Annotated in this window: 21 protein-coding genes and 1 tRNA gene; 8 read left to right on the plus strand and 14 right to left on the minus strand. The window is 56.8% G+C overall.

Going from position 1 to position 23,823, the window contains the following annotated elements; translation table 11 throughout:
* Window positions 1–78: 78 nt before the first annotated feature.
* Window positions 79–1,527: a threonine synthase gene (gene thrC, locus DWB63_RS05360; protein WP_128327791.1), complete on the minus strand. Its 1,449-nt coding sequence runs from the start codon at window positions 1,525–1,527 to the stop codon at window positions 79–81.
* Between the two features lie 180 nt (window positions 1,528–1,707).
* Between thrC and DWB63_RS05365 the strand changes: the two genes are divergently transcribed.
* Window positions 1,708–2,589 carry a patatin-like phospholipase family protein gene (locus DWB63_RS05365; RefSeq protein WP_128327792.1) on the plus strand — a complete coding sequence of 294 codons (882 nt, stop codon included), beginning with the start codon at window positions 1,708–1,710 and terminating at the stop codon, window positions 2,587–2,589.
* Between the two features lie 3 nt (window positions 2,590–2,592).
* Here DWB63_RS05365 and DWB63_RS05370 read toward each other — a convergent pair whose 3' ends face one another.
* The 9 genes from DWB63_RS05370 to DWB63_RS05410 all read right to left on the minus strand — a co-directional run bounded on the left by DWB63_RS05370 (window position 2,593) and on the right by DWB63_RS05410 (window position 10,935).
* A complete protein-coding gene (locus DWB63_RS05370; RefSeq protein WP_128327793.1) occupies window positions 2,593–3,090 on the minus strand; it encodes a DUF456 domain-containing protein in 498 nt (165 codons plus the stop codon).
* 6 nt (window positions 3,091–3,096) lie between these two features.
* Window positions 3,097–4,386: a phenylacetate--CoA ligase gene (locus DWB63_RS05375; RefSeq protein WP_128327794.1), complete on the minus strand. Its 1,290-nt coding sequence runs from the start codon at window positions 4,384–4,386 to the stop codon at window positions 3,097–3,099.
* A 21-nt stretch (window positions 4,387–4,407) separates the two neighbouring features.
* The gene (gene dnaB, locus DWB63_RS05380; protein ID WP_128327795.1) at window positions 4,408–5,862 is read right to left on the minus strand and encodes a replicative DNA helicase; all 1,455 of its coding nucleotides are present in this window, start codon (window positions 5,860–5,862) and stop codon (window positions 4,408–4,410) included.
* Window positions 5,831–6,373: a 50S ribosomal protein L9 gene (gene rplI, locus DWB63_RS05385; RefSeq protein ID WP_128327796.1), complete on the minus strand. Its 543-nt coding sequence runs from the start codon at window positions 6,371–6,373 to the stop codon at window positions 5,831–5,833. The genes dnaB and rplI overlap by 32 nt, the downstream gene beginning before the upstream one ends.
* A 12-nt stretch (window positions 6,374–6,385) precedes the next feature.
* Window positions 6,386–6,649, minus strand: coding sequence for a 30S ribosomal protein S18 (gene rpsR, locus DWB63_RS05390; RefSeq protein WP_128327797.1), 264 nt, complete (start codon window positions 6,647–6,649; stop codon window positions 6,386–6,388).
* A gap of 11 nt (window positions 6,650–6,660) precedes the next feature.
* Window positions 6,661–6,951, minus strand: a complete 291-nt coding sequence (gene rpsF, locus DWB63_RS05395) for a 30S ribosomal protein S6 (RefSeq protein ID WP_128327798.1) — start codon at window positions 6,949–6,951, stop codon at window positions 6,661–6,663.
* Between the two features lie 274 nt (window positions 6,952–7,225).
* Entirely contained in the window at window positions 7,226–8,122 is an 897-nt protein-coding gene (locus DWB63_RS05400; RefSeq protein ID WP_128327799.1) for a phosphoribosylaminoimidazolesuccinocarboxamide synthase, read from the minus strand.
* Window positions 8,123–8,148: 26 nt separating this feature from the next.
* Entirely contained in the window at window positions 8,149–9,453 is a 1,305-nt protein-coding gene (gene hisD / locus DWB63_RS05405) for a histidinol dehydrogenase (protein ID WP_128327800.1), read from the minus strand.
* Between the two features lie 174 nt (window positions 9,454–9,627).
* Window positions 9,628–10,935: an outer membrane homotrimeric porin gene (locus DWB63_RS05410; protein ID WP_128327801.1), complete on the minus strand. Its 1,308-nt coding sequence runs from the start codon at window positions 10,933–10,935 to the stop codon at window positions 9,628–9,630.
* A gap of 281 nt (window positions 10,936–11,216) precedes the next feature.
* Here DWB63_RS05410 and uvrC point away from each other — a divergent pair, with 281 nt between their 5' ends.
* Window positions 11,217–13,031: an excinuclease ABC subunit UvrC gene (uvrC, locus tag DWB63_RS05415; RefSeq protein WP_128328085.1), complete on the plus strand. Its 1,815-nt coding sequence runs from the start codon at window positions 11,217–11,219 to the stop codon at window positions 13,029–13,031.
* Here the strand turns inward: uvrC and DWB63_RS05420 are convergent.
* Complete coding sequence (locus DWB63_RS05420; RefSeq protein WP_128327802.1) at window positions 13,028–13,705, minus strand: metal-dependent hydrolase; 678 nt, start codon at window positions 13,703–13,705, stop codon at window positions 13,028–13,030. The genes uvrC and DWB63_RS05420 overlap by 4 nt on opposite strands.
* A 10-nt stretch (window positions 13,706–13,715) precedes the next feature.
* The gene (locus tag DWB63_RS05425) at window positions 13,716–14,282 is read right to left on the minus strand and encodes a UbiX family flavin prenyltransferase (protein WP_128327803.1); all 567 of its coding nucleotides are present in this window, start codon (window positions 14,280–14,282) and stop codon (window positions 13,716–13,718) included.
* A gap of 166 nt (window positions 14,283–14,448) precedes the next feature.
* Between DWB63_RS05425 and DWB63_RS05430 the strand changes: the two genes are divergently transcribed.
* From DWB63_RS05430 to DWB63_RS05445, 3 genes are all read left to right on the plus strand, one after another.
* A tRNA-Arg gene (locus DWB63_RS05430) sits at window positions 14,449–14,525 on the plus strand.
* 678 nt (window positions 14,526–15,203) lie between these two features.
* Entirely contained in the window at window positions 15,204–17,048 is a 1,845-nt protein-coding gene (locus DWB63_RS05440; RefSeq protein WP_128327805.1) for a UbiD family decarboxylase, read from the plus strand.
* Between the two features lie 11 nt (window positions 17,049–17,059).
* Window positions 17,060–17,569 (plus strand): hypothetical protein, encoded by a 510-nt coding sequence (locus DWB63_RS05445; RefSeq protein WP_128327806.1) that lies wholly within the window; start codon window positions 17,060–17,062, stop codon window positions 17,567–17,569.
* A 65-nt stretch (window positions 17,570–17,634) separates the two neighbouring features.
* Here DWB63_RS05445 and DWB63_RS05450 read toward each other — a convergent pair whose 3' ends face one another.
* Window positions 17,635–18,036 (minus strand): Hpt domain-containing protein, encoded by a 402-nt coding sequence (locus tag DWB63_RS05450; protein WP_279593514.1) that lies wholly within the window; start codon window positions 18,034–18,036, stop codon window positions 17,635–17,637.
* Window positions 18,033–18,977, minus strand: coding sequence for a chemotaxis protein (locus tag DWB63_RS05455; RefSeq protein WP_128327807.1), 945 nt, complete (start codon window positions 18,975–18,977; stop codon window positions 18,033–18,035). Before DWB63_RS05455 ends, DWB63_RS05450 begins: the two co-directional genes overlap by 4 nt.
* Window positions 18,978–19,193: 216 nt before the next feature.
* Between DWB63_RS05455 and DWB63_RS05460 the strand changes: the two genes are divergently transcribed.
* From DWB63_RS05460 to DWB63_RS05470, 3 genes are all read left to right on the plus strand, one after another.
* Window positions 19,194–22,151 carry an NAD-glutamate dehydrogenase domain-containing protein gene (locus tag DWB63_RS05460; RefSeq protein ID WP_128327808.1) on the plus strand — a complete coding sequence of 986 codons (2,958 nt, stop codon included), beginning with the start codon at window positions 19,194–19,196 and terminating at the stop codon, window positions 22,149–22,151.
* A gap of 192 nt (window positions 22,152–22,343) precedes the next feature.
* Entirely contained in the window at window positions 22,344–22,664 is a 321-nt protein-coding gene (locus tag DWB63_RS05465) for a metalloregulator ArsR/SmtB family transcription factor (RefSeq protein WP_277749738.1), read from the plus strand.
* A gap of 84 nt (window positions 22,665–22,748) precedes the next feature.
* Complete coding sequence (locus tag DWB63_RS05470) at window positions 22,749–23,819, plus strand: SO_0444 family Cu/Zn efflux transporter (protein ID WP_206613143.1); 1,071 nt, start codon at window positions 22,749–22,751, stop codon at window positions 23,817–23,819.
* The last annotated feature ends 4 nt before the right edge of the window (window positions 23,820–23,823 follow it).

Below are 23,823 nucleotides of genomic sequence, written 5' to 3' on the forward strand. Positions count from 1 at the left end.
TAAGAGACACATCCCCTCCCTTTTCCTAAACTTCTTACTACCGCTTTGCGGAGGGTGGGGCAGGGGGCTTGAATTCGTTTATTTTTTTTCCAGGCCGAGTTTGGCGACTACGTTGTCTGCGGTTTTTCTGGTGTACTCTTTTTCGGAGAGGGCTTCCTTTTCCTCGGGCGAAATGACCAGTTCCGGCTTGTTGGCAAGGGCTGTGTCAGGGGTGACTTCGAACTCGGGCGGGAAGCTGTTGTTGAAATACATGTTCTGGAAGTCCACGAACTTGAGCTGGTGGGCCGTGGAGTCCAGGATGCACAGTTCCTCTCTGGTGACCAGGCCAAGTTCCAGGGCGCGTTTGGCTCCGGCAAAGGATTCGCCGCCCTGAGTGCAGGCGATGTGGCCGTTCATGTTGGCCTGGATCATGGAATCCATGATCTGCTGCTCGGTCACCTGTATGACCTGGAAGGCATCCGGGCCGCCCACCGCTTCGAACTTCTCGGCGAAGTATTTGACGCGGGGGAAGGAGACCGGGTTGCCGATCATGGCGGCCTGGGCCACGGAGGCACTGACCGTCATGGGGGCGTATTTGCGTTCCTTGGGATTGTCTACGGAGTAATAGCGGTAGACCGGGTCCGCGTGATGGGACTGGACGCCGAAGATGCGCGGCAGGTCATGGATGATGTTCAGGTCATAGAGCTTGAGGAAACCGGCCATGATGGCGGTGATATTGCCCGCATTGCCGATGGGAACGAAGATGCATTTGCCTTTCAGGTCCCAGTCGTACCATTGGGCGCACTCAAAGGCGTAGGATTCCTGGCCGAGGATGCGCCAGGCGTTCTTGGAGTTGAGCAGGGCCACGCGGTAGTTGTCGGCCAGGTGTTCCACCACCTTCATGCAGTCGTCGAACACGCCGGGCACTTCCAGGACCACGGCGCCGGAACCCAGCGGTTGGGCGAGCTGGGCCGCAGTGACCTTGCCGTGGGGCAGGATGACCACGGATTTGATGGCCCCGCCCACATAGGAGGCGTAGAGCGCGGCCGCGGCCGACGTATCGCCGGTAGAGGCGCAAACCGTGAGAATCTGGTCCCATCCGTGGCGGCGGATCAGGGAACGAAGATAGGAAAAGCCGCAGGCCATGCCGCGATCCTTGAATGAGGCGGACGGGTTCTGGCCGTCGTTTTTGTAGGCGGTGGTCAGGCCGGTGGCCGCGTTGAGCGTCGAACTGGATTCGATCACGGGCGTATTGCCCTCGCCCAGATAGACGATGTCCTCTTCCTCAAGCACCGGGGCCATGAGTTCATAAAAACGGAAGATGCCGCGCAGGGCGGTCTTCTTGGAGGCTGCACGACCGTCGAAAATTTCGCGCCATTGGTCGCCCGGTATCTTCTTCAGCTCGTCGAAGAGCAGGTTGTCGAGCAGGAATACGCCGCCGCAATCTGGGCAGGTGTAGTGCAGCTCGTCCGTGGGGAATCGCTTGCCGCAACCGAGGCAGAAGTATTCCATGTGTCCGCGATAGGAAGGGAAAAGATCGGCAGTCATTGGCTCACCCGATGGGAAAAGGTTCTTGATTATTTTTCGGCCCGCAAAGGCAAGAAAGGTTCGCCCAAAAGGTAGTGTATGGCAAGTCAAAATGTTGTAGGTTATTCTCAGGTGAGCGGGGCAGGGGCACCTATTGCGACCCATTCGGCAGACACCGGAACGATCAAAGGAAGCGGTCTCATGAAGAAACGGAAAACGGTTTCGCTCGTCCTTGGCAGTGGTGGCGCGCGAGGGCTGGCCCATATTGGCGTCATCCATTGGCTTGAGGAGAACGGTTACGCCATTAAGTCCATCTCGGGTTCTTCCATGGGAGCCCTTGTCGGCGGCATCCATGCCATCGGCAAGCTCGATGAATTCGAGAAATGGGTCCGGGCCGTCACCCGGAGTGACATGCTCAAGCTGCTCGACCTGTCTATGGGGATGGATGGCCTGTTCAAAGGCGGCAAGATCATCAACACCCTGAAAAGCCTGGTGGGTGACAGCCGTATTGAGGATCTGCCCATAGATTTCACGGCCGTGGCCACGAATATTTCCCGGGCCAAGGAGGTCTGGTTTGACGAAGGTCCCATGTTCGACGCCATCCGGGCTTCCATATCATTGCCGCTTTTCTTCACCCCATACAAACACAAGGGAGAGGATTTGGTTGATGGCGGCATTCTCAATCCGGTGCCCATAGCACCGACCTTCAGGGATCAGACCGATGTCACCATTGCGGTCAACGTGTGTGGGGCTCCCGGTGAGGGGCTTGAGGATTCGTTGGATGCAGGGCCTGAGGAGAAGTCGGCTTTGACCGAGGCCATTTCGGATTTCTTGGGCAAAGTCCGGTCGAGCATTCCCAGGGGAACGGCGAACATCGGGGCGTATGATATAGTGGCCCAATCGTTCGAGACCATGCAGGGTACGATTGCACGGCAGAAAATTGCTGCCTATCCGCCCGACTATGTTCTGGAAATACCGAAAAATCTCTGCAAAATTCTGGAATTTCACAAGGCGGCACCGCTCATTCAGTACGGGTACGACAAGGCGGCCGGGGTGCTGCCGTCCGTGTTCATGGGGAAGTGAGGTTCAGGGCCAGACTTTGGGGATGGACAGGATGACGATGACCGCGCCGATGGCGGTTTTGACCGTGAAGCCGAGTGCCTTGCCAACGAACGCGCCCTTGGCGGCACGAAAGGCTTCGGATTTGGAGCGACCGGGCATTTCAGCGACCAGACAACCGAGGTAGGCTCCGCCCAGTGCGCCAATGAGTGCGCCCAGCCCAAAGAGGAAGGATGCACCGAAAATGGCCCCGGCAATGGCTCCGATGATTCCCCCGACATTGCCGCGGGTAGAGGCCCCGTAACGTCCGGCCCCCCACGCCTGAAGTCCGAATTCCAGCACTTCGGCCACCACGGCCACCACGGCCATGCCTATGATGAAACTCCACTCCATGGATTCCGGATAGACGTATTTCCACAGCGATACCAAGCCCAGCGCCACCCAGTTTGCAGGCAGGCTGAAGATCTGGAGAACCTGTGAAAAGGCCAGTCCGATGATGAGCAGTATGGCCCAGACATATTCCATGATGGGCTATTCCTCGTTGCGCCGATCCACCACTCTCACGGCCTTGCCTTCGGACTTGGGAATGGAGTTCGACTGGCACAGTTCCACGCGCGGCGTGAGCAGTATCTCGTTGCACAGGTTCTTTGCGATCTGTTTCTGCAACCCCTGCAAGGCGCGCATGTCTTCCACGAAATATTCGTCCTTGATCTCGACCTTGACCTTCATCTGGTCGGACACGCCTTCGCGCACCAGCTCGATGAGGTAGTTCTGGCCCACTTCGGGCATGGCCATGAGACATTGTTCGATCTGCATGGGGTAGATGTTCACGCCCTTGAGAATCATCATGTCGTCGGCGCGGCCCGCAATGCGGTCGATACGGCGATGAGTGCGGCCGCATTCGCATTTGCCGGGCATGAAGCGGGTCAGGTCGCGGGTGCGGTAGCGGATGATGGGCATGCCCTCGCGGGTGAGGGTGGTCATGACCAATTCGCCGATCTCGCCTTCGGCCACATGGTCGCCGGTTTCAGGGTCGATGATCTCGGCTATGTAGGCGTCCTCCCACAGGTGCATGCCCTTTTGGTGCACGCATTCGAAGGCCACGCCGGGGCCGTTCATCTCCGACAGGCCGTAGGAGTTGTAGGCCTTGATGTGCATCATTTCCTCGATCTTGGCGCGGGCCTCCTCGGTATGGGGTTCCGCGCCGATGAGTGCGATGCGCCAGGGCATGTCCTTGGTGTCGAAACCGGCTTCCTGGACTTTCTGCGCAAAATAGAGGGCAAAGGACGGGATGATGTGCAGCACCGAAACGTTGTGGTCGCGGATGAGCTTGATCTGTCGTTTGGTGTTTCCCGCGCCTGCCGGGATGGTCAGCATGCCGAGCCGTTCGGCCCCGTAGTGGATGCCGAGGCCGCCGGTGAACAGGCCGTATCCGGACATGTTCTGGCATACGTCGGACTTGCGGCAACCGCAGGCGTGCATGCTGCGGGCCATGAGGTCGGCCCAGGTCTCCAGATCCTTCCGGGTGTAGAAGATCGCCGTGGGCGTGCCCGTGGTGCCGCTCGACGCGTGCAGGCGCACGAAATCGTCCAGGGACCGGGTCAGGAGCCCGTGGGGATACTGGCTGCGCAAGTCGTCCTTGGTGGTGAAGGGAAGTTTGGTGATGTCTGCCACCGTCTGAAAATCTTCCGGGTTCAATCCGGCAAGCCGCGCACCGTAGAAGGGAGAGTGCTTGGCGTTCGTGATGGTCTCCTTGAGACGTTCAACCTGAAGCTGTTCCAGGGCGGAGCGGTCCATGGCTTCTACTGAGTCGTAGTACATAATGGTATTGTGGGCTTGAGGTTAGTCGGATTCCTGATGAAATCCTTGGGGAAGTTCAGACGGATAGGCTGTCGCGTCCATGTTCTCAAAGAGCGTGTATTCCTTTTTGAAGAACAGCTCGCATCGGCCCGTGGGTCCGTTACGCTGCTTACCGATGATGACTTCCGCATGATTTTTGAGCGGATTGTCCTCACTTTTGTTGTAGGCGGCGTCGCGATAGAGAAAGATGATGATATCCGCGTCCTGTTCGATGGCGCCGGATTCGCGAAGGTCCGACATCATGGGGCGTTTGTCCGTGCGTTCTTCCACCTTGCGGTTGAGCTGTGAAAGGGCGATGACCGGCACGTCCAGCTCTTTGGCCAGGGCCTTGAGGTGACGGGAAATATCGGAAATCTCCTGTTCGCGGGAGTCCGGACGGGCACTGGAGCGCATGAGCTGGAGGTAGTCGACCACCACCAGGCCGAGGTTGTGTTCCGCCTTGAGACGACGGCAACGGGCCTGGAGCTCCAATGTGGACAGGGCCGGGGTGTCGTCGATGAAAATCGGGGCCTGGGTGAGCACATCGCCGCCCTCGTGGAGGCTGAGCCAGTCCTGATCGTCCAGATAGCCGGTACGCAGGTTGCTGAGTTCCACCTTGCATTGCACTGCCAGCAAACGGGTCATGAGCTGCTCCATGCTCATTTCCAGGGAGAATATGGCCGTGGGGCATTCGGACCGGACCGCAGCCCGCAGGGCCACGTTCAGGGCGAATGCGGTCTTGCCCATGGAGGGGCGGCCCGCGATGATGATCAGGTCGGATTTCTGCAACCCGGCGGTCATGGCGTCAAAGTCGTGATAGTGGGTCTGGATGCCGGTGACCACGGACTTGTTGTTGAACCGGGCTGTCAGTTCTTCAAAGACCTTGGGCACGAGCTGACCGCTGGCCAGCATACCGCGCATTTCCTTGCTCTGGGCGATCTGGAAAATTTCCTTTTCCGATTCGTCCAGGACCTCGTCTACATCGCGGGAGGAAAAACAGTTGGAGATAATCCCGCTGGAAATATCGATGAGCTGGCGCAGGATGCACTTGTCGCGCACTATCTGCGCGTGATGCAAAGCATTGGATGCGCTGATGACGGAGTCGGAAAGTTCCGCCAGATAGACCGGACCGCCTACGGTTCCAAGGGTGTCGTTCTTGGCCAGCTGGTTGGCGACAGTGACCACGTCAATGGGCTGGTGAGTGTCGTACAGCTGGATGAAGGCCTTGAAGATGTCGCGATGGACAGGGGAATAGAAGTCCTGATCGGAGATGATATCCACCAGTTGGTGGAACATGTGTTCTGATTGGAAGACGCCGCCGAGAACGGCCTGTTCGGCTTCCAGGGAGTGTGGGGGAACTTTGCGTAATAGATCGGAAGAGGCCCTGTCCAGGGCCTCTTCCGGTTTATTGGCATATTGGCCTTTGTTAGGCCTCTGTGGTTTCGGCGTCTTCGGCATTCTCTACGGATTCCTCGACGGCCTCGGCCTCTTTTGCTTCGGGTTCTTTGATTTCTTCAACAGGACGGCCATGACGGATGACGGCGAGCTTCAGTACGCCGAGGACATCCGGGTGGAGACGAATCTCGATCTCGTACTCGCCGAGAGCGCGGATGGGTTCGGCCAGGAGGATCTTGCGGCGATCGATGTCGACGCCGGCTGCTTCCATGGCATCGCCGATGTTGGAGGTGGTGACAGAGCCGTAAAGCTTGTCGCCGTCGCCAACGCGCACTGCGATTTCAACAGGATTGGCGGCGATGCGATCGGCCAGACCTTCGGCCTGGGCGCGCAGCGAATCGGCATGTTCCTGCAGTTTGCGGCGTTCGAGTTCGAAGGCCTTCAGGTTGGCGTTGGTTGCGGGTTTGGCCAACCCCTGAGGGATCAGGTAGTTGCGACCATAACCGGCCTTGACAGTGACGATATCTCCGAGTCGACCCAGTGAGTCGACGTCAGCGCGTAATATAAGTTTCATCAGTCCTCCCTCCTACATGGAGCTCCGTTTCTTCACATCGGTGCTGTGAACGGTGGTGTAGAAAAGCAGGGCCATCTGACGAGCGCGCTTGATTTCGTTGGTCAGTCTGCGCTGATGCTTGGCACAGGTACCGGTGATGCGGCGGGCAATGATCTTGCCGCGCTCGGTCACGAAATCACGAAGGATATCGGGGCGCTTGTAATCCAGGGGCAGCTCTTTATCCGCGCAGAAGCGGCAGAACTTCTTCCTCGGGGTGAATTTCTTGCGAAAAGCCATGGTGAAACCTCCTAGGCAGCCAGTTTGACGGTCATGAATTTGAAGATGCCGTCGGTGATGCGGATGTTGCGTTCCAGCTCGGCGACCAGGGCACCGGGAGCTTCAAACACAAGGCGCACATAGTATCCACGGGTCTGCTTCTCGACCGGGTAGGCCAGTTGGCGCATGCCCCAGTCATCGGTCTCAACCATTTTGCCGCCGTCACGGTCCACGATGCCGGTGAGGGTGGTCAGGATTGCTTTCCTGTCATCCTCAGCCAACTCCGGGGAGAGAAGGACGAGCGTCTCGTAATTGTTTGCCATTTCTATAAACTCCTTTTGGTCATTGGCCCTCCTCCACCTGGAGGAGAGCAAGGCAAGAGGGGTTACATATTGGTAATTGATGCCTCTGTCAAGTCGAGCATCCCCCTCTCGGGCCATCTACTTGTTCTCATCATCTTTTTCGGGCGGCGTCCAGCCGCATTGTTCCTTGCCCGGGCCTCAACCGACGTTGAATTTGCCTCGGAGGAACCGGCCAACGACCAGGCCCAGGGCGATAAGGCCCAGCAGTTGCAACCACTCCGGCATGGGAACCTCCCTAGACCTTGAGGTCTTCGCCGGTTAAAAGCTTGTATGCTTCCAGATACTTGGCGCGAGTTGCATCGGCGATGTCCTTGGGCACGCTGGGTGCCGGAGGCTGCTTGTTGAAGCCGATTTCCAGCAGCCAATCCCGAAAGTATTGCTTGTCGAAGCTGGGCTGGGATTTTCCCGGAGCATAACCCTTCTCAGGCCAGAAACGGGATGAATCAGGGGTCAGGGCTTCGTCGATGAAGACCAGTTCACCGTCGATCAGGCCGAATTCGAATTTGGTATCCGCAATGAGGATGCCGCGCTTCTTGGCGTAGTCGCGAGCGCGGGTATAGATGGCCAGGGCCAGCTTCTCCACTTTGCGCATCATCTCTTCGCCCAGCAGTTCGGCGGCTTTTCCCAGGGAGATGTTCTCGTCGTGCGCTCCCAGGTCCGCCTTGGTGGACGGGGTGAACAGCGCGGTCTCGAGCATTTCGGATTCCTTGAGGTTCGCGGGAAGCTTGTGGCCGCAGACTTCACCTGTCTTGAGGTAGTCGGACCAGCCGGAGCCGGTGATGAAGCCGCGCACGATGCATTCGATGGGCAGGGGGTTGGCCTTCTTGGCCAATACGGAGCGGTCCTGAAGTTCTGCCTTGTACTTGTGCAGCGGTTCCGGGTAGTCGTCGACATTGGTGGAGATGATGTGGTTGGGCACCAGGTCTTTCATCATATCCATCCAGAACAGGGTGATCAGGTTGAGAACCTTGCCCTTGTCCTCGATGGGATCGGGCATGACCACGTCAAAGGCGGAGATGCGGTCGGTGGTCACCAGGAGCAGGGTGTTATCGTCTATCTCGTAAATGTCCCGGACTTTGCCCTTGGAGATGAGCGGATATTCGGTGATGTTGGTTTCAAGAACGGCAGCCATGATTCTTCCCTCTTATTAATGTAATATTAGTTCTTTCGGCATTCCACGCTACGGGCATGGGCTTCGAGTCCTTCCAGTCGCGCCAGGCGGGCTATCTTGTCGCCGTGTTTGGCTACATAGCTGGAACTGGTAGCGATCACACTGGATTTCTTGCAGAAATTCTGCACGGACAGGGCCGAGGAAAAGCGGACCGTCCGCAATGTGGGCAGCACATGGTTTGGACCGGCAAAGTAGTCGCCCACAGGTTCGGGTGAATTGTGGCCCATGAAGATGGCCCCTGCGTGGCGGATGGAACCGAGCATGGTCCATGGGTCGGCCAGCGCCAGTTCCAGGTGTTCGGCGGCCAACGAGTTGATCAATTCGGTTCCGGCCTCAAGGGTGGGAACGGTGATGATGGCTCCCCAGTCCTCAAGGGATTTGGCCGCTATTTCGCCTCGGGGCAGGGCCTTGCACTGTATGATCAATTCTTCCCTGACCCGGGCGGCCAATGTTGTTTCCGGGGTGACCAGGATGGAAGCGGCCAAGGGGTCGTGTTCTGCCTGGGAAAGCATGTCCGCAGCCAGCCAGGCCGGGTTGGCCGAGTCGTCGGCAAGGATGGCGATTTCGGAGGGGCCGGCCACCATGTCGATGCCCACATGCCCGATGAGCTGGGATTTGGCCGTGGCTACGAAAATGTTGCCGGGACCGGCCAGGACATCGCACGGAGCGATGGTTTCTGTGCCGTAAGCCAGGGCACCGATGGCCCAGGCCGAACCGGCCAGGTATATTTCGTCCAGGCCGAGCAGGGCAGCGGTGGCCAAAATGTACGGGTTGAGCGTCCCGTCCTTGCGGGGCGGCGACGTCACCGCCAAGGATTCCACACCCGCCACCAGTGCCGGGATTGCATTCATGATCAGGCTGGAGATGAGCGGGGTTTCTCCGCCCTGCCCGCCGGGTACGTACAGCCCTACGCGGTCCACCGGCCTGACCATCTGGCCGAGCACGGTGCCGTCATCGCTGGTGGTCCACCAGGATTTTTCCTTCTGGTTGAGGTGGAAGGTGCGCACGCGGTCGATGGCTTCTTCGAGGATGGCGGCATCGGTGTCGGGTATTTCGTCGAGCGCTGCACGGATGACGGAAGCCGGAACACGCAGCCGGGATGGTTCGAAGGATGCACAGTCAAATTTGCGGGTGTACTCGGCAAGAGCCTCGTCGCCGCGTTCCCTGACGTCACTCAGGATGTCGCGCACCAGGGCATCCACCTTGGTGTCCGGGTCTTTGCGTTGATCAAGCCAGGTCCGAATCTCTGCCCAGTCCGCCGGGCCGGAATATGTCAGTTGTCTGCAAGGCATGGGGTCCTCGTTGTGTAGCGTTGTTCATTGTTCCTGCAAGGGGAAAATATATAGCCGAGCGGCTTTCAAAAGTCGAGGGCAGGGAAACAAAGAAAGAGGGCCGGGGTTTGCACTCCCCGGCCCTCTGGCGTTACTTGGCTATAAGCTTAATCAGCTTAGGTGTTCCAAGAGGTCTTAGAACTTGTAGACCACACCAGTGGCGACCTTCCAAGCGTCGTCTTCAACGTCGGTGCCCCAGTTGTCGTCGTAGTCGGAGTTGATGTAACCCAACTGTGCGTACAGGGTCAGTTCGTCGTAGATGGCGTAAGCGGTGTTGAAGTCAACTTCCCACAGGGAGTCGTCTTCGGTCAGGAAGCCGGGCATGGTGCCGACAGCAGGTGCTGCAGCCAGGGAGTCGTCGTTGGTACCCTTGACGTACAGGACGTGCACGTCGTGGGTCAGGCCCTGAGCAAAGGACTGGATGTCGGTGAGGGACAGGCCGAGAACCCAGAAACCGAGGCGGTTGCCGTCTTCAGCGTCCAGATCGTCACCGGTGACGGAACCGCCACCGAAGTAGAAGGAACCGACAGCCCAGTCACCTTGGATGATCGGCATGGATTCAATGCCGTCAGTGGTGTCGTCGTCGCTACCAGAGGTGTAGACGAAGTAGGTGGACACGGTCATGAAGTCGAAACCGGTGTAGTCCAGACCCAGGGTACCCATCCAACCGGAAGCGTCATTGGTGTCGGTGTCGGCATCAAGCTTACCGTAAGCCAGGTCAGCTTTGATGATGAAGGGATCCAGGATGGACAGGGTGAAATCGGTGCCCATCCAGTAGGCGGAGACGTCTTCGCCGGAAGCGAGGTAGTTGTCACCGGCAGCGCCGTACAGGAAGTACGGAGTAGCGGACACGCCTTCGAAGGTCAGGGGCAGAGCCAGCAGGTAACCGTCGAGGTAGCTGTCGTTGAGGGCAGCAGTGGTGCTGGAGTCGGAATCAAACATACGGGTGTAACCAGCCAGGACGCCGACATTGTCGGTGACCGGGGTGGAGACCATGACAGCGCCAGCACGTTCGGCGATGATCATGGAAGCGCCGCCGACTGCCTGGGGCAGGCCAACGGTGTACAGACCGGCTTTGACGTTGACGTCGGTGCCGGGCCAGTTGAAGTCGATGTAAGCATCACGGATGTTCAGGTTTGCAGTAGTTGAACTGGCACCAGCAACGTTGCCGGGCTGCCAGGTCTGGCCCCATTCACCGCGCTGCGAACGCAGACCAAGAACACCTTTCAGGTTCTCGTTGGCGGTGACGGTGAAGTACAGGTCAGCACGTTCCATGATGTTCATGTTTTTCTGGCCCTGGGACTTGGAGAAGTTCCAGTTGTTTTTCCAGACAGCGTTGACCAGCAGGTTACCGGAAATGGATACTTCCGGAGCTGCGGATGCGGAAACAGCCATGCCCAGTACCATGACCAGGGCGGCTGCAAGCAGAGTAAAACGTTTCATTGTAAATCTTCCTTTTTTTGCAGTTTAAAACCAAGTGAACGCCTGAACTAGAAAGTCATTTACCCCAGGCAGCCGGGTATTGCAAGAGGATTTGGGGGAAAAAATGAAAAAAGTAAAAATTTTTTTACCGACAAAAAAATTGTACTTCCGAAACTGACATATTGTAAGTTGTATCTATAATATTAGATAGTTATAGTTTCAAACAGGGGAGGTGATTTGTGGCGAAAAGTTCGGTATAGGTATTTTTCGTGGAATTGATGTTGAATAAAAACCACAGAGCCATGGACAAAGAGTACAAATTTTTTGCCGACCAGTTTCCGGATACGCCCGGGGTCTATCTTATGAAGAATGGACGGGGGCGGATCATTTATGTGGGCAAGGCCAAGAAGCTGCGCAAGAGGCTGGCTTCCTATTTCAGGAAAGGGGCCAGGCATACGCCCAAGACCGCAGCCCTGGTCAGTCATGTCCGGCAGGTGGATATATTGCTTACGACCACGGAAAAGGAGGCCCTGCTCCTCGAATCCGGGCTGATCAAGAAACACCGTCCCCGGTACAACATCGTGCTCAAGGACGACAAGCAGTATGTGCTCTTCCGGTTGGACAGGCAGTCGGAGTTCCCGCGGCTGTCCATGACCCGCAAGACTGTGCGGGACGGTTCTGTCTATTTCGGGCCGTTCACCTCGGCTGCTGCGGCCCGGACCGTATGGAAGCTGCTGGGCAAGGTCTTTCCCCTGCGCAAATGCAAGGACACCGCCTTCCGCAACAGGATGCGACCCTGTTTGTATCATGACATTCACCAATGCTGGGCGCCGTGCGTCAAGGAGGTGGATCGGGCAGGGTATGCCGAGATGGTGCACCGGGTGGAGATGCTTCTTTCCGGCAGGAGCCTGGAGCTGGTGGATGCGCTGACCCGGCAGATGAAGGCGGCGTCCAGGGATATGGATTATGAACAGGCCGCAGCCTATCGTGACCAGATTCGGGCGGTGAAGAAGACCGTGGAGGGACAGGCGGCGGTCATTCATGACAATCGCGACCGGGACGTGCTCGGCCTGGCCGAGGGCGGTCAGGGGCTTGGGCTCGGATTGCTGTTCGTCCGGCAGGGGCGGCTGCTCGACCAGAAGCAATTCTTCTGGCCCGGCCTGACCCTGGATGAAGGCCCGGAAGTGGTGGAGAGTTTTATCGGTCAGTTCTACGGCCCGGGCCGTTTCATTCCTCCGTTGATCGTGGTCCCCATGGATCTGGAGGATTCGCCGCTGCCAGAGGTGCTTGCCGAGCGTGGCGGCATCGCCGTCCGCATCATTGCACCGCAGACCACTCAGGAAAAACAATTGGTGGGCATTGCCAGGAACGTGGCCGTGCAGGCCCGGGAGCAGCGGGATACCATTACGGTCCGTTTGCAAAAGGTGCTGAAGCTGGACGGGGAGCCCGTGCGTATAGAGTGCGTGGACGCCTCGCATCTCTCGGGCAGCAATATGCGGGTTGGACAGGTGGTTTTTGAAGAGGGGCGGCGCATCCCGGAGGCATCCCGGCTCTATGCCTTTCCGGAATTGGAAGGGGCGGCGGACGATTATGCGGCCCTGGCCGGTTGGGCAAGACGGCGTATGGAATCCGGGCCGCCGTGGCCTGATCTCGTGCTCCTTGACGGAGGTCGGGGCCAGCTTTCTGCTGTGGAAAAAGCATTGGCCGAATGCGTCGAGGACTGCGGCTGGGAGTTGGCAGCCATTGCCAAGGGGGAGTCTCGGCGTGCGGGCGAACTGGGTGATCAGATATTCCGTCCCGGCCGGAAGAATTCCCTGCCGCTCAGGCCGGGAAGCGCCGAGTTGCTGTTTCTGCAGAAAATCAGGGATACGGCTCACAGGTTTGTGTTGGGCAAGCAACGGAGCGCGCGCAAGAAGTCTGTGTTGAACAGCGAATTGACCTCTCTGCCGGGCATCGGCCCGAAAACGGCCCGTATTCTTTGGGATAGTTTTCCTTCGCTGGAGGCCATGCTGGAGGCCGCCCGTTCGGACATCAGTTCCCTGCCGGGTATAGGCGTCAAGCGGGCGGAAATGATTTATCTGGCGTTGCAGGGACTCAAGGCTTCGCGGAAGAGCTAGAGTCTGACGGGTTTGCCGATCTCCATCTCCACCAATTCGGTATCAGGCGCTACCAGGGCGAGCTGTTCGGCCATGGCCTTGGTGTTCTGGTCCAGAATACCCCAGGTTCCCCAGTGTTGTGGAATGAGCTTCTTGCATCCGAGCAGCTTGCAGGCATAGGCAGCCTGCTTGGCGTCCATGGTGAACCGGCCGCCGATGGGCAGCATGGCGATGTCTATGTCGTGGAATTCCCCGAACAGTTCCATGTCGCCGAACAGGCCGGTGTCCCCGGAGTTGTATAGGCACAGGCCGTTGGGGTCGGTGATGATGAACCCCGTTGCAGAGCCGGTGATGGAAGAATGCATGGCCTGAACCATCTTGATGTCCAGCCCCTGGCGTCTGACCGTGCCGCCGATGTTCATGCCCACACCCAGATGCTCGGGCAGGCCCAGGGCGATGAGCGACTGGATGACGTCGAAGATGGCCACCACCTCTGCATCGTGCTTGATGGCCAGTTCCAGGGTCTGGCCGATATGGTCGGTGTGGTCGTGGGTGACCAGAATGAGATTGCATTCCTTGACATCCGTGTACGCGGCGGTTGCGCTGGGGTTGCCCACGAAAAACGGATCAATGAACAGGGTTGCGTCTGCGGCCTTGATCCTGAAATTTGAATGGCCGAACCATGTGATTTCCATGCCGTTCCTCCTACTCCCCCCATCTTTTGAACAGGGTGTGGGGGATATCCAGTTGATCGAGGATCTTTCCGGCCAGTTGATCGGCCAGGTCCTCGATGGTTACCGGGCGGTGATAGAAGCCCGGACTTGCCGGTAAAACGATAGCCCCGGCTTGGTCGGCCGTGAGCATGTTTTGCAGATGAATGGCGGAGAGCGGTGTTTCCCGCGGGACCAGAATGAGCTTTTTGCGCTCTTTGAGGGTCACGTCGGCTGCCCGGTGGATGAGGGTGTGGCCAAAACCGGTGGCAACGGCGGACAGGGTGGCCATGGAACAGGGGCAGATGATCATGCCGTCATGCAGCCATGATCCGCTGGCGGGCGGTGCAGAAATGTCATCCGGTGCATGAATGGCCGTCGCTCCTCTGGTGAGGGCATCGGGTGGAAGGTCCGTTTCCAGGGCCATGACTTTGCGGGCGGCGTCGGAGATGATGACGTGCAAGTCCACGTCGTCACGGCCTCCGAGTTCCCTGACCAGAGCGGTAGCGTACACGGTGCCGCTGGCTCCGCTCACTGCCAGGATGATGCGTTTTGTCTTCATGGAAGCTCCTGCCCGAAAGTATTAAGGGATATATAGACTTTTTTTAGACTTTTTTGCAAGGGAAAACAGAGCTGTCCGTTCTGCCGTTCATCCGTGGTTCAATTCCCGGAGATTTTAGTATAGTCTTGACAAAGAAGTGGCTGAAGGATAGCTACGTCCTTCCCGTGGGCTATTAGCTCAGTTGGATAGAGTGCTTGCCTCCGGAGCAAGAGGTCGCAAGTTCGAATCTTGCATAGCCCACCATAGAAATCAAGGACTTACCCATGGAACATGCGTGAGTCCTTTTTCTTTTCCGGCCCATGTCTCAAGGGCTGCCGTTTTTTCGATACTCTTTGATGCCTGTTTCATTTTCTGCAATTCCAGCCGTACGTATTCGCTTGTTCATCACAATCGTGGTTATGTGTTCCTGTCGGTTGCAGACGGCATCTGCCAGAGGCCGTTCACTGTCGGCAGAAAAAATTATAATACCAACCGAACGGTCGGTGTGCTTCCATCGGATACTGAGATTGTATCCGATTCGGAGGTTTGAAATGCGTAAAGTGTCAATGATGTCAAATGATTGTGTTGAGTGTGTGTTTCATCAAAAGAAATGCATGCTCGGACACCAACGTCCTTGGAATTCTTTGAGTTGCGATGATTACCGGCCCTATTGTCTGGTCTGCAGCTATCCGGAGGAGTTCTGCAATACGTGCAGCAATCTTGCATGGCGCAGGATGAAACCATTGGATATCGAGTTGAACTCGGCTTACAGGCGTTTGTCTCCGGTTCATTTTGAGTGCGTCTGGCAACCGGCAACGGTGCAGCAGTAACGATCACATCAAGCCTGGGCCGCTGGTTCCCGAACAGCTCTCATTCTCTGCTTAACTTTTTCGCATTTTCCATCTAGATTATCACGCCTGAAGCACTTCAACGGGAACCGCAATGGGATATAAGAGTACACGGGAATGCCTCGAAGCACTCGAGGCCAGGGGAGATCTCGTTCGTATCGACAAGAGCGTTGATGCGAATGTCGAGATCGGCGCCATTCAACGCAGGGTCTTTCAGGCCAAGGGACCGGCATTGCTCTTCAATAATGTAAGAGGATGCCGTTTCCCCATGGCCGCCAACATCTATGGAACCAGGGATCGGATGCAGTTCATATTCCGCGACACCATCGAGACGGTGGAGCGGTTGATGAAACTCAAACTCAATCCCATGGACTTGTTCAAGCATCCCTGGAAGTATCTTGGTGCGCCCGGAACCGCCTATCACACCATGCCGCGAAGGGTGTCCACCGGGCCGATCATGCAGAACGAGACCACCATTTCCCGTTTGCCCCAGCTTGTCTCCTGGCCCATGGACGGCGGCGGGTATGTGACCCTGCCACAGGTCTATTCTGAATCCCCCGACGCTCCGGGGTTTGCCGGGTCCAACATCGGCATGTACCGCGTGCAGTTGACGGGCAACCAATATGTTTCTGACGAGGAAGTGGGGCTGCATTACCAGATTCATCGTGGCATCGGGCACCACCATGCCTGCGCCATTCGCAGGGGTGAGTCTCTCAAGGTCAATGTCGTGGTGGGCGGTGCGCCGTCCATGACCCTGGCGGCCATGATGCCGCTTCCCGAGGGATTGGCCGAGATTTTCTTTGCCGGAGCCTTGGGAGGACACCGTATCCCCATGGTCAGGCGGGAGGGGGGCTTGCCCATTCCGGCCCAGGCTGATTTTTGCATCTGCGGCTCCATTGTTCAGGGCGAGGAAAAGCCCGAGGGGCCCTTCGGCGATCATCTCGGCTACTACAGTCTGGCCCATGATTTTCCCGTCCTCAAGGTGGAAAAGGTGTTTCACCGGGACGACGCCATCTGGCCGTTCACCACGGTGGGCCGCCCGCCGCAGGAGGACACCATGTTCGGCCAGTTTGTCCACGAACTGACCGCTGATCTGGTGCCGTCGGTCTTTTCCGGGGTGCATGAGGTCCATGCAGTGGACGCAGCCGGGGTACATCCCCTGCTGCTGGCGGTGGGCAGTGAGCGGTATGTGCCCTATGCCGAAGAGCGCCAGCCCCAGGAGTTGTTGACCAATGCCATGGCCTTGCTCGGCAACACGCAGACATCGTTGTCAAAGTATGTCCTCATAGCGGCACGGGAAGATATGTCGAGCGGTGCATCCTGTCATGACATTCCCGGTTTTTTCCGACATATGCTTGAACGGACGGACCTGACGCGCGACCTGCATTTCATCACCAGGACCACCATCGACACCCTGGATTATTCCGGCATCAGTCTCAACCAGGGGTCCAAGCTGGTTTTTGCCGCAGCCGGGGGAGTAAAGCGTGAACTCGGTTCGGAAGTTCCGGGCGGCTTGGTTTTGCCGCGGGGTTTCCGCGACCCGAAAGTGTTTGCGCCGGGTGTTCTTGTCATCAAGGGGCCAAAGCATCAGAAAAAGCGAGATCAGCAGGATGCGGCAGTGGAACGGTTGGGCGAAATGCTGGTGACGGTGCGGGACATCGAGAAGTTCCCCATGATCGTGCTGGCGGACGACGCCGGGTTCACGGTTCGGGGTTGGGACAATTTCCTGTGGGTGACTTTCACCCGGTCTGATCCGGCCACGGATATCTATGGCGTGGGCGGTTTCACCCATGCCAAGCACTGGGGTGCGACAAAGAGTGTGATCATAGATGCCAGGCTCAAGACATATCATGCCCCGCCACTCGAACCTGACCCCGAAGTGGAAAGGCGGGTGGACGAACTCGGTGCCAAGGGCGGTCCCCTGCACGGAATAATTTAACGGAGAACGCAATGGATGAAAAAGTTTTACAGGAATTGAAGCTCGCCTTTGCCTGCGACGTTTTTGAGACGGTCAAGGCGGCCCGGAAGAATCGTGGCGAGCATGTTTTCAGACACACCATGGCTGAAGAGAATGGCCAGATGGTTTTCGTGGGCATGTTTCCGAAGAAAGATCTTCTGGAATTCCCGGATCTGACCGAAGAATTCATTGCCAAACTGCAGACGTTCAACCTGCTCGGTGTGGTCACGGACGGAGAATCCGGGCTGGATATGTTTCATCTTGGCGGCATGAACAAGCCGTTCACTTCACTGACCAGCGGTCTGGAGTTGGTCAAGTGTCTTGCAGATGACCCGGTTCTCGCCTTTCTCGAACTCTATTTTGGGATCAAGGGTGTGATGATCGACTTTCGGGCGGTGAATTATGACGAGTTCGTCAAGGCCGTTGAGAGCGAGGTATTCAAGAACACGTCTTTTTCTCAGATGAGTGAGGCTCAGGGGCTTCTGGACGCTTTCAAAAACTGATCGACTGCAACGATGAAACGGCCGCATTCCCATCAGGAATGCGGCCGTTTTTCGTTTGTGGCGTGCTATTCCATTGCCAGGGTCTTCTGGATCGCTACTTCCAACATGTGTTGGTGCAGTCGGATGGAAATGACATCACTTTTTTCCACATTTTCAACAAGTTCACGTAGCTTGTCCACGGATTCGAGGCAGGCTGTGATGATCAATTCCGAAGGGGTAAGCTGATCCTTGCGGATCATTTCGAGAACGTTCTCCAACTTGTGGGAGAGTTCTTCGATATTCTTCAGCTTGAGCAGGTTGGAGCCGGCTTTGACTGAATGGGCGTCCCTGAAAATGGAATTGATGGTTTCATCTCCGCAGTCTGTCCCGCATGATTCCAAACGCAGAAGGCCCGACTCGATGGAGTCGAGCCGTTCGGCGGTTTCTTCCAAAAAGATTTCAAGAACAGGATCTCCGCGCTGTATCAACCCGCACCACCTTCAATGAGTTCTATTGCAATTTGCGGAATGGTGTGCAGGTCGGGCTTGGAAATCTGTCTGTTCGCGCCGACGGAGTCACCCTTGTGCCGCAATTCCTTCGTGATGATGGATGAATACAGGATAACGGGTAGCTTTTGCAAGATGGGATCTTCTTTAATATTTTTGGTCAGGCTGAAACCGTCCATGAGCGGCATTTCAATGTCGGAGATGACCAGATCAACATATTCTGTGATGTTTTTCCCGTCAGCCTCGGCTTGATTCTTGAGCTTCATGAGGGTTCGCAACGCTTCATCCCCGTTGTTGGTGATGATCGGATTGAAGTTGGTTTCGGTGAGGTTTGCCTTGACCATGGCCCGGATGGTTGCTGAGTCGTCGGCCACGAGCACGGTGTATCTATTGGCTGACACGGCCATTTCCACACCGTCGTCTGGTTCGAACTGGGTGAGGATGGTTTCCAGGTCCAGAAGTTGGACGAAATAGTCGCCTCTGTCGATGAGGCCGACAATGGCGTCGGTGTTTGTGGAGAGGATACTTGAGGGCGGAATGACCTGCCCCCATCCCACACGGTGAATTTCCGTGACCCCGGAGACAAGGAATCCCGTGACGGATTTGCTGAATTCCGTGACGATGACGATGTCTCTTTCGGTTTTTGGCATGTTCAGTTCAAGCCAGACCGACAGGTCAAGGACCGGAAGGATGATGTCACGCAGGGGGATGGTACCCATGAATGACGGATGTGGTGCCGATTCCGGTGGGTCGAGGTTGGGCGTTTCGATAACCTGCATGACTTTGGCCACGTTGATGCCGAAGTAATTGGGGACCGGATCTTCGCCTTCCTTGCGGATTTCATTGATATAGAATTCGAGTAATTCCAACTCGTTGGTGCCTGTTTCCAACAGGATGCCGGTGTCGATTGCACTCTTGTTCATTGTGTGTCTCCCTGATCAGGATTCGCATTCTGTTTATGCGTTGTGTTGCAATATACGTTGCCACACATTTTATGTCCACGCCATTAGATTGATAATGCAGACTTTATAATGTGGCGTGAGGTTGCCCCAAGTCGAGGAGAAATGCTTGACGGGCTGGTCATGCCCATGCACAAAAAGTATGGAAGAAAAGTCCATGAAACCGAAAGGAGATGAATAATGACCGAGAATTTATGCGTTGATCCTGCGAAAATTCAGAAAAAGGTCGTCGAAACACTTCAAGAGTCGGCTGCGGCACTGGTGCCCTGGTTTTACGGCGACATGCCGGAATACTACTTTCTTACTCATACAGAAGATGAACAGATCAAGCATTTGCGGGCGCTCTTGTCCGGCATGGTGCGGGAGGAAAAACAATCCATAGCCCTGCATAGCCCGTGCGGTTCTCGGGTAACCCACATTTCTCCCGGCGGCGACATGAATGCTCTGGGCTGGGTGCTGAAAGGGTATGTGGACAAGGATATCCAAATAGCACGCAGCTATTCCAGCCGCGACGACAGCATACGCCTCGACACCCTCGTCTTCGGACCGCAGCCCCTGTGCGCCGGGGACAATGACCGGGTGAAGGATGTGCTCGGCATGGCCCTGAAAGGGGAAATCGGCCTTGAGCCCGGAGAAATCGGAGGGTTCGAGAAATTCCTGGGCACTGTGAGCGAGGACTATATAGAAAAATTTGAAGCGGGCAGGGCAATACGGCATTTCAAGACCTGCGATTGCGTGGAAAATCAGGAGCGGGTCCAGGTGCTGTTGGAAAAGGATGTGCATCCGGGTTTCGACCGCATTTCCATCGCCATGGTCCAGCCGCCGCGAAAGGCATTGCTCCTCAAGGTGGTCAATGTCTTCGGGAATGAGAATATCCCGGTTGATCGAGCCTATTCCGACGAATTCGAGCGTGGGGACAAGCCTTCCATCGCCATCATGAGCTTTTATCTCGACCGGGAACGCATCGATCTTGCAGAAGAGAGCGAAGCGTGGCAGCGCCTCAAACGGCAGCTGGAAATGTGCAAATGGTTCGCTCCTCACGGTCTGGAGGCCCTGGCCTACGAAGAGGGATGGGAGTTGGGGCAGGTCATGCTCATGCAGGCCGCCGGAGAGTTCGCGCATCAGTTCCTCGTCAGGAAGGACTTGCACGCGTATACTTCGAGTAAAATCGTCTATGCCATCCTCAAGCATCGGGATATTGCACAGTTGCTGTTCGACTATTTCGATGTTCGCTTCAATCCGGGGTTCGTCGGGGACAGGGAAGAGGCCATGGCCGGGCAACGCAAGCTTGTCAGGGCGGCCATCAAGAACGTGGGCAACTCAATACACCGAAACATACTTACCTATATATTCAAATTCTTCCGCTATACCCTGCGGACAAACTACTACCTGGATCACAAGTTGGGATTGAGCTTCAGGCTGGATCCGCTCATTCTGGCCCCCATGCCCAAGGCGGAGAGGCCCTTTGGCGTCTATTGCTTTCACGGGCCTTACAGCTTCGCCTTCCAGGTCAGATACCGGGATTCGGCGCGGGGTGGCGTGCGGGTGGTACGAACCTGGAGCCAGGAGCAATTCGAGATCGAGTCCAATCGGCTTTTTGACGAAGTCACCAAATTGGCCAGCGCACAACAGTTCAAGAACAAGGACATTCCCGAGGGCGGCTCCAAGGCGGTCATTCTGCTCGGTCCCGAAGGGAACATCGATCTGGCCGTGAAGTCCATGGTGGATTCCTTCCTCGACCTTCTGGTCATTCCGCAAGGCTCAAAGGAATTTGTCCAGCCGGGTATCGTCGATTATCTGGGTCGCGAGGAAATCATATTCCTCGGACCGGACGAGAATATCACGTCCGAGCATATTCAGTGGATAGCGGATCGGGCCGAAAAGCGCGGGTACAAGTGGCCCAGTGCCTTCATGAGTTCCAAGCCCGGCGCCGGGATTGCGCACAAAAAATATGGCGTCACCTCCGAGGGGGTTATCGTTTTTGCCGACGAATTGTTGCGCACCTTGAACATTGACCCGAAAAACGAGCCGTTCACCGTGAAGCTCACGGGCGGCCCGGCCGGAGACGTGGCCTCCAATGTCATGCGTATCCTCATGCGGGAATACGGAGACAATGCCCGTATCGTGGCCATGACCGACGGTCATGGTGCGGCCTACGATCCCGACGGAATGGACCATCAGGAGCTGATCCGGCTTATGGACGGCAATCTGAAGGCCGCCGATTTCGATAAGGCCAAACTCAAGGGCGAAGGTGCACTGGTGGTTTCCGTAGGCGACCCGGACGGCACACGTATCCGCAATACCCTGCACAACACGGCCGTTGCCGATCTCTTCATTCCCTCCGGCGGAAGGCCCGACACCATGAACATGTCCAATTGGAAGGAGTTCCTCCGCAAGGACGGCACCCCGTCGGCCAAGGGCATTGTGGAGGGGGCCAACATCTTCATCTCGTCCGATGCCCGCGCCGAGCTTGAAAGGGTAGGGGTGCTGGTCGTGCCCGGTCCTTCGGCCAACAAGACCGGCGTCATTTGCTCGTCCTACGAAATCCTGGCCGGTCTCATCCTGAACGAGGCTGAGTTCATGGAGATCAAGGACGAGTACATTGTCCAATTGCTGGATATTCTCAGGGCGCGGGCCAGGGCGGAAGCCCGCCTGCTCATGCGCGAGTTCAAGCTGGCCGGGGGCGCCAGGACCATCACCCAGCTTTCCTTTGAACTGTCGGAATCCATCAACTCACTGGCCGATCGGGTCCTGCAGGTGCTGGAAAGCACCGTCGGGAAGGTTGCCGACGATCCCGAACTGGTCCAGGTCCTACTCGCCTATTGTCCGGCAGTCCTGGTCGAAAAGCATCGCGATCGGGTTGTCAACGACATTCCGCGCGGCCACCAGCTTGCATTGCTGGCGGCGTATGTTTCGGCCAAGATGCTGTATCAGGAGGGCATGGGCTGGGCCGATCGCCTTGTCTCTCTGAGGGACGTCCGGGAGGTGGTCTTCACCTACCTGGCACAGGAAAAGACCGTGATCGGCCTGATGGCCGAGGTCCGGGAAGCAGGTCTGGCACATGCCGACCTCATCGATGGGATTCTCGACTTTTCCGGCAGGAAGATGTTGACTTTGAACCGACTTGGTCTGGGCTAACCAGCCGCATTGCTACACTATACTGGCCCGGCAGACGGTTGTATCCGAAATCGTCTGCCGGGCCTTTGTATTTGAGGTATTGTACCAGTGCTTGACAATTGTTTGGACTCGACATACTCTAACTATAAATGAACACTTACTCATGTGAGGCAAATTATGTCGAATGTGGCATGTAGCAATACGGAACAGCATATGCAGAACGTGAATTCGGCCAAAAAGGCCATGCTGAATGAACGTGATTTTCTTTTCCTGGCCGAGCTTTTCAAGGCATTGGGTGACTATACCCGTGTCCGCATCCTCTATGCCCTGTCAGTAGGTGAATTGTGCGTTTGTGCCTTGGCCGAGGTTCTGGATATGTCACAATCCGCAATTTCTCATCAACTTCGGCTGCTTCGGGCCGCCAGGCTGGTCAGGTATCGCAAGGAAGGGAAAAACGTATTCTACTCCCTGGATGACAACCATGTCCGCAACATGGTTTCTCAGGGGTTGGATCATATCAGGGAAGAAGGCTGATCCGGCCTTTTTCTTTTTTTTGCCAACACTTATGAACACATACTCATCCGTAGCGCGGGTGGTTAATAAAGGAATTGTTGAATGATGGATATCATCCTGAAAATATTGGCCGAATCCTGGCATGTGCTGGTGGAGGCCGCTCCGTATGTCCTGTTCGGTTTTTTCGTGGCGGGTCTGCTCAAGGGGTTCGTGTCCGATGCCTTCATGGCCAGGCACCTGGGCGGCAAGTCCATTGGGTCCGTGCTCAAGGCGGCGGTCATCGGCGTGCCTCTGCCCCTGTGTTCCTGCGGCGTGCTGCCCGCAGCACTGGGGCTGCGCAGACAGGGGGCGAGCAAGGGGGCGACCACGGCCTTCATGATATCCACGCCCGAGACCGGTGTGGATTCCATGGCTGTGACCTATGCTCTCATCGACCCTGTCATGATGGTGATTCGACCCATTGCCGCTATGTTGACGGCGGTTTTTGCCGGGGTGTTGGTCAACGCGTTTCCGGACAAGGGTGATGAAAATCCGCCCTTGGCGGTTGTGGCGAATGGTCCGGCTCCATGCGTCAGCGGTGGGTGCGGGTGCAGTAGCGGGTCCTGTTCTACAGCAGAGGACAAGTCAATCCGTGGCCGTTTTCTGTTCGGCATGGACTACGCTTTTGGGGAAATGATCGGGGATATTGGCCGCTGGTTGATCGTGGGTGTGGTCATTGCCGGTGTCATCGGTGCAATTGTGCCCACTGATGCGTTGGATCAATATGTCGGAACCGGTTTCTTTTCCTATCTGGTCATGCTGGTGGTGGCCCTGCCGCTGTATGTCTGCGCCACAGCCTCCACCCCCATCGCCGCCTCGCTCCTGCTCAAGGGGCTGTCCCCGGGCGCGGCCCTGGTTTTTTTGCTGGCCGGACCGGCCACCAACGGCGCGACCATCACGGTCATGCTCAAGACCCTCGGAAAGCGGGCTGCCGGGATATACGTACTTTCCATCATTATTTGTTCCCTGGGGCTGGCCTGGGCCACGGATCAGTTGTATCTGGCCCTGAATCTGGATATCCGGGCTGTGGTCTCCACGGTGGATGAACTGTTGCCGCATTGGATGGGAGTGGGCGCAGCCGTGATCACGCTTCTGCTCGTGGCCAGGAGTTTTGTCCGGGGACATTCGCATCATTGAGTTG

It is taken from the genome of Pseudodesulfovibrio sp. S3 (assembly GCF_004025585.1).
In the GTDB taxonomy this organism is placed as follows: Bacteria; Desulfobacterota; Desulfovibrionia; order Desulfovibrionales; family Desulfovibrionaceae; genus Pseudodesulfovibrio.

Bases quoted from the DNA above. Each gene is read 5' to 3' on its own strand.
- rplI (WP_128327796.1), bottom strand. From the start codon at position 6,373: ATGAAACTTATATTACGCGCTGACGTCGACTCACTGGGTCGACTCGGA.
- DWB63_RS05375 (WP_128327794.1), bottom strand. From the start codon at position 4,386: ATGTACTACGACTCAGTAGAAGCCATGGACCGCTCCGCCCTGGAACAG.
- DWB63_RS05460 (WP_128327808.1), top strand. From the start codon at position 19,194: ATGACCGAGAATTTATGCGTTGATCCTGCGAAAATTCAGAAAAAGGTC.
- thrC (WP_128327791.1), bottom strand. From the start codon at position 1,527: ATGACTGCCGATCTTTTCCCTTCCTATCGCGGACACATGGAATACTTC.
- DWB63_RS05445 (WP_128327806.1), top strand. From the start codon at position 17,060: ATGGATGAAAAAGTTTTACAGGAATTGAAGCTCGCCTTTGCCTGCGAC.
- DWB63_RS05420 (WP_128327802.1), bottom strand. From the start codon at position 13,705: ATGGAAATCACATGGTTCGGCCATTCAAATTTCAGGATCAAGGCCGCA.
- DWB63_RS05440 (WP_128327805.1), top strand. From the start codon at position 15,204: ATGGGATATAAGAGTACACGGGAATGCCTCGAAGCACTCGAGGCCAGG.
- DWB63_RS05465 (WP_277749738.1), top strand. From the start codon at position 22,344: ATGCAGAACGTGAATTCGGCCAAAAAGGCCATGCTGAATGAACGTGAT.
- DWB63_RS05470 (WP_206613143.1), top strand. From the start codon at position 22,749: ATGGATATCATCCTGAAAATATTGGCCGAATCCTGGCATGTGCTGGTG.
- DWB63_RS05370 (WP_128327793.1), bottom strand. From the start codon at position 3,090: ATGGAATATGTCTGGGCCATACTGCTCATCATCGGACTGGCCTTTTCA.
- DWB63_RS05425 (WP_128327803.1), bottom strand. From the start codon at position 14,282: ATGAAGACAAAACGCATCATCCTGGCAGTGAGCGGAGCCAGCGGCACC.
- DWB63_RS05365 (WP_128327792.1), top strand. From the start codon at position 1,708: ATGAAGAAACGGAAAACGGTTTCGCTCGTCCTTGGCAGTGGTGGCGCG.
- DWB63_RS05410 (WP_128327801.1), bottom strand. From the start codon at position 10,935: ATGAAACGTTTTACTCTGCTTGCAGCCGCCCTGGTCATGGTACTGGGC.
- DWB63_RS05400 (WP_128327799.1), bottom strand. From the start codon at position 8,122: ATGGCTGCCGTTCTTGAAACCAACATCACCGAATATCCGCTCATCTCC.
- rpsR (WP_128327797.1), bottom strand. From the start codon at position 6,649: ATGGCTTTTCGCAAGAAATTCACCCCGAGGAAGAAGTTCTGCCGCTTC.
- dnaB (WP_128327795.1), bottom strand. From the start codon at position 5,862: ATGCCGAAGACGCCGAAACCACAGAGGCCTAACAAAGGCCAATATGCC.
- rpsF (WP_128327798.1), bottom strand. From the start codon at position 6,951: ATGGCAAACAATTACGAGACGCTCGTCCTTCTCTCCCCGGAGTTGGCT.
- uvrC (WP_128328085.1), top strand. From the start codon at position 11,217: ATGGACAAAGAGTACAAATTTTTTGCCGACCAGTTTCCGGATACGCCC.
- DWB63_RS05455 (WP_128327807.1), bottom strand. From the start codon at position 18,977: ATGAACAAGAGTGCAATCGACACCGGCATCCTGTTGGAAACAGGCACC.
- hisD (WP_128327800.1), bottom strand. From the start codon at position 9,453: ATGCCTTGCAGACAACTGACATATTCCGGCCCGGCGGACTGGGCAGAG.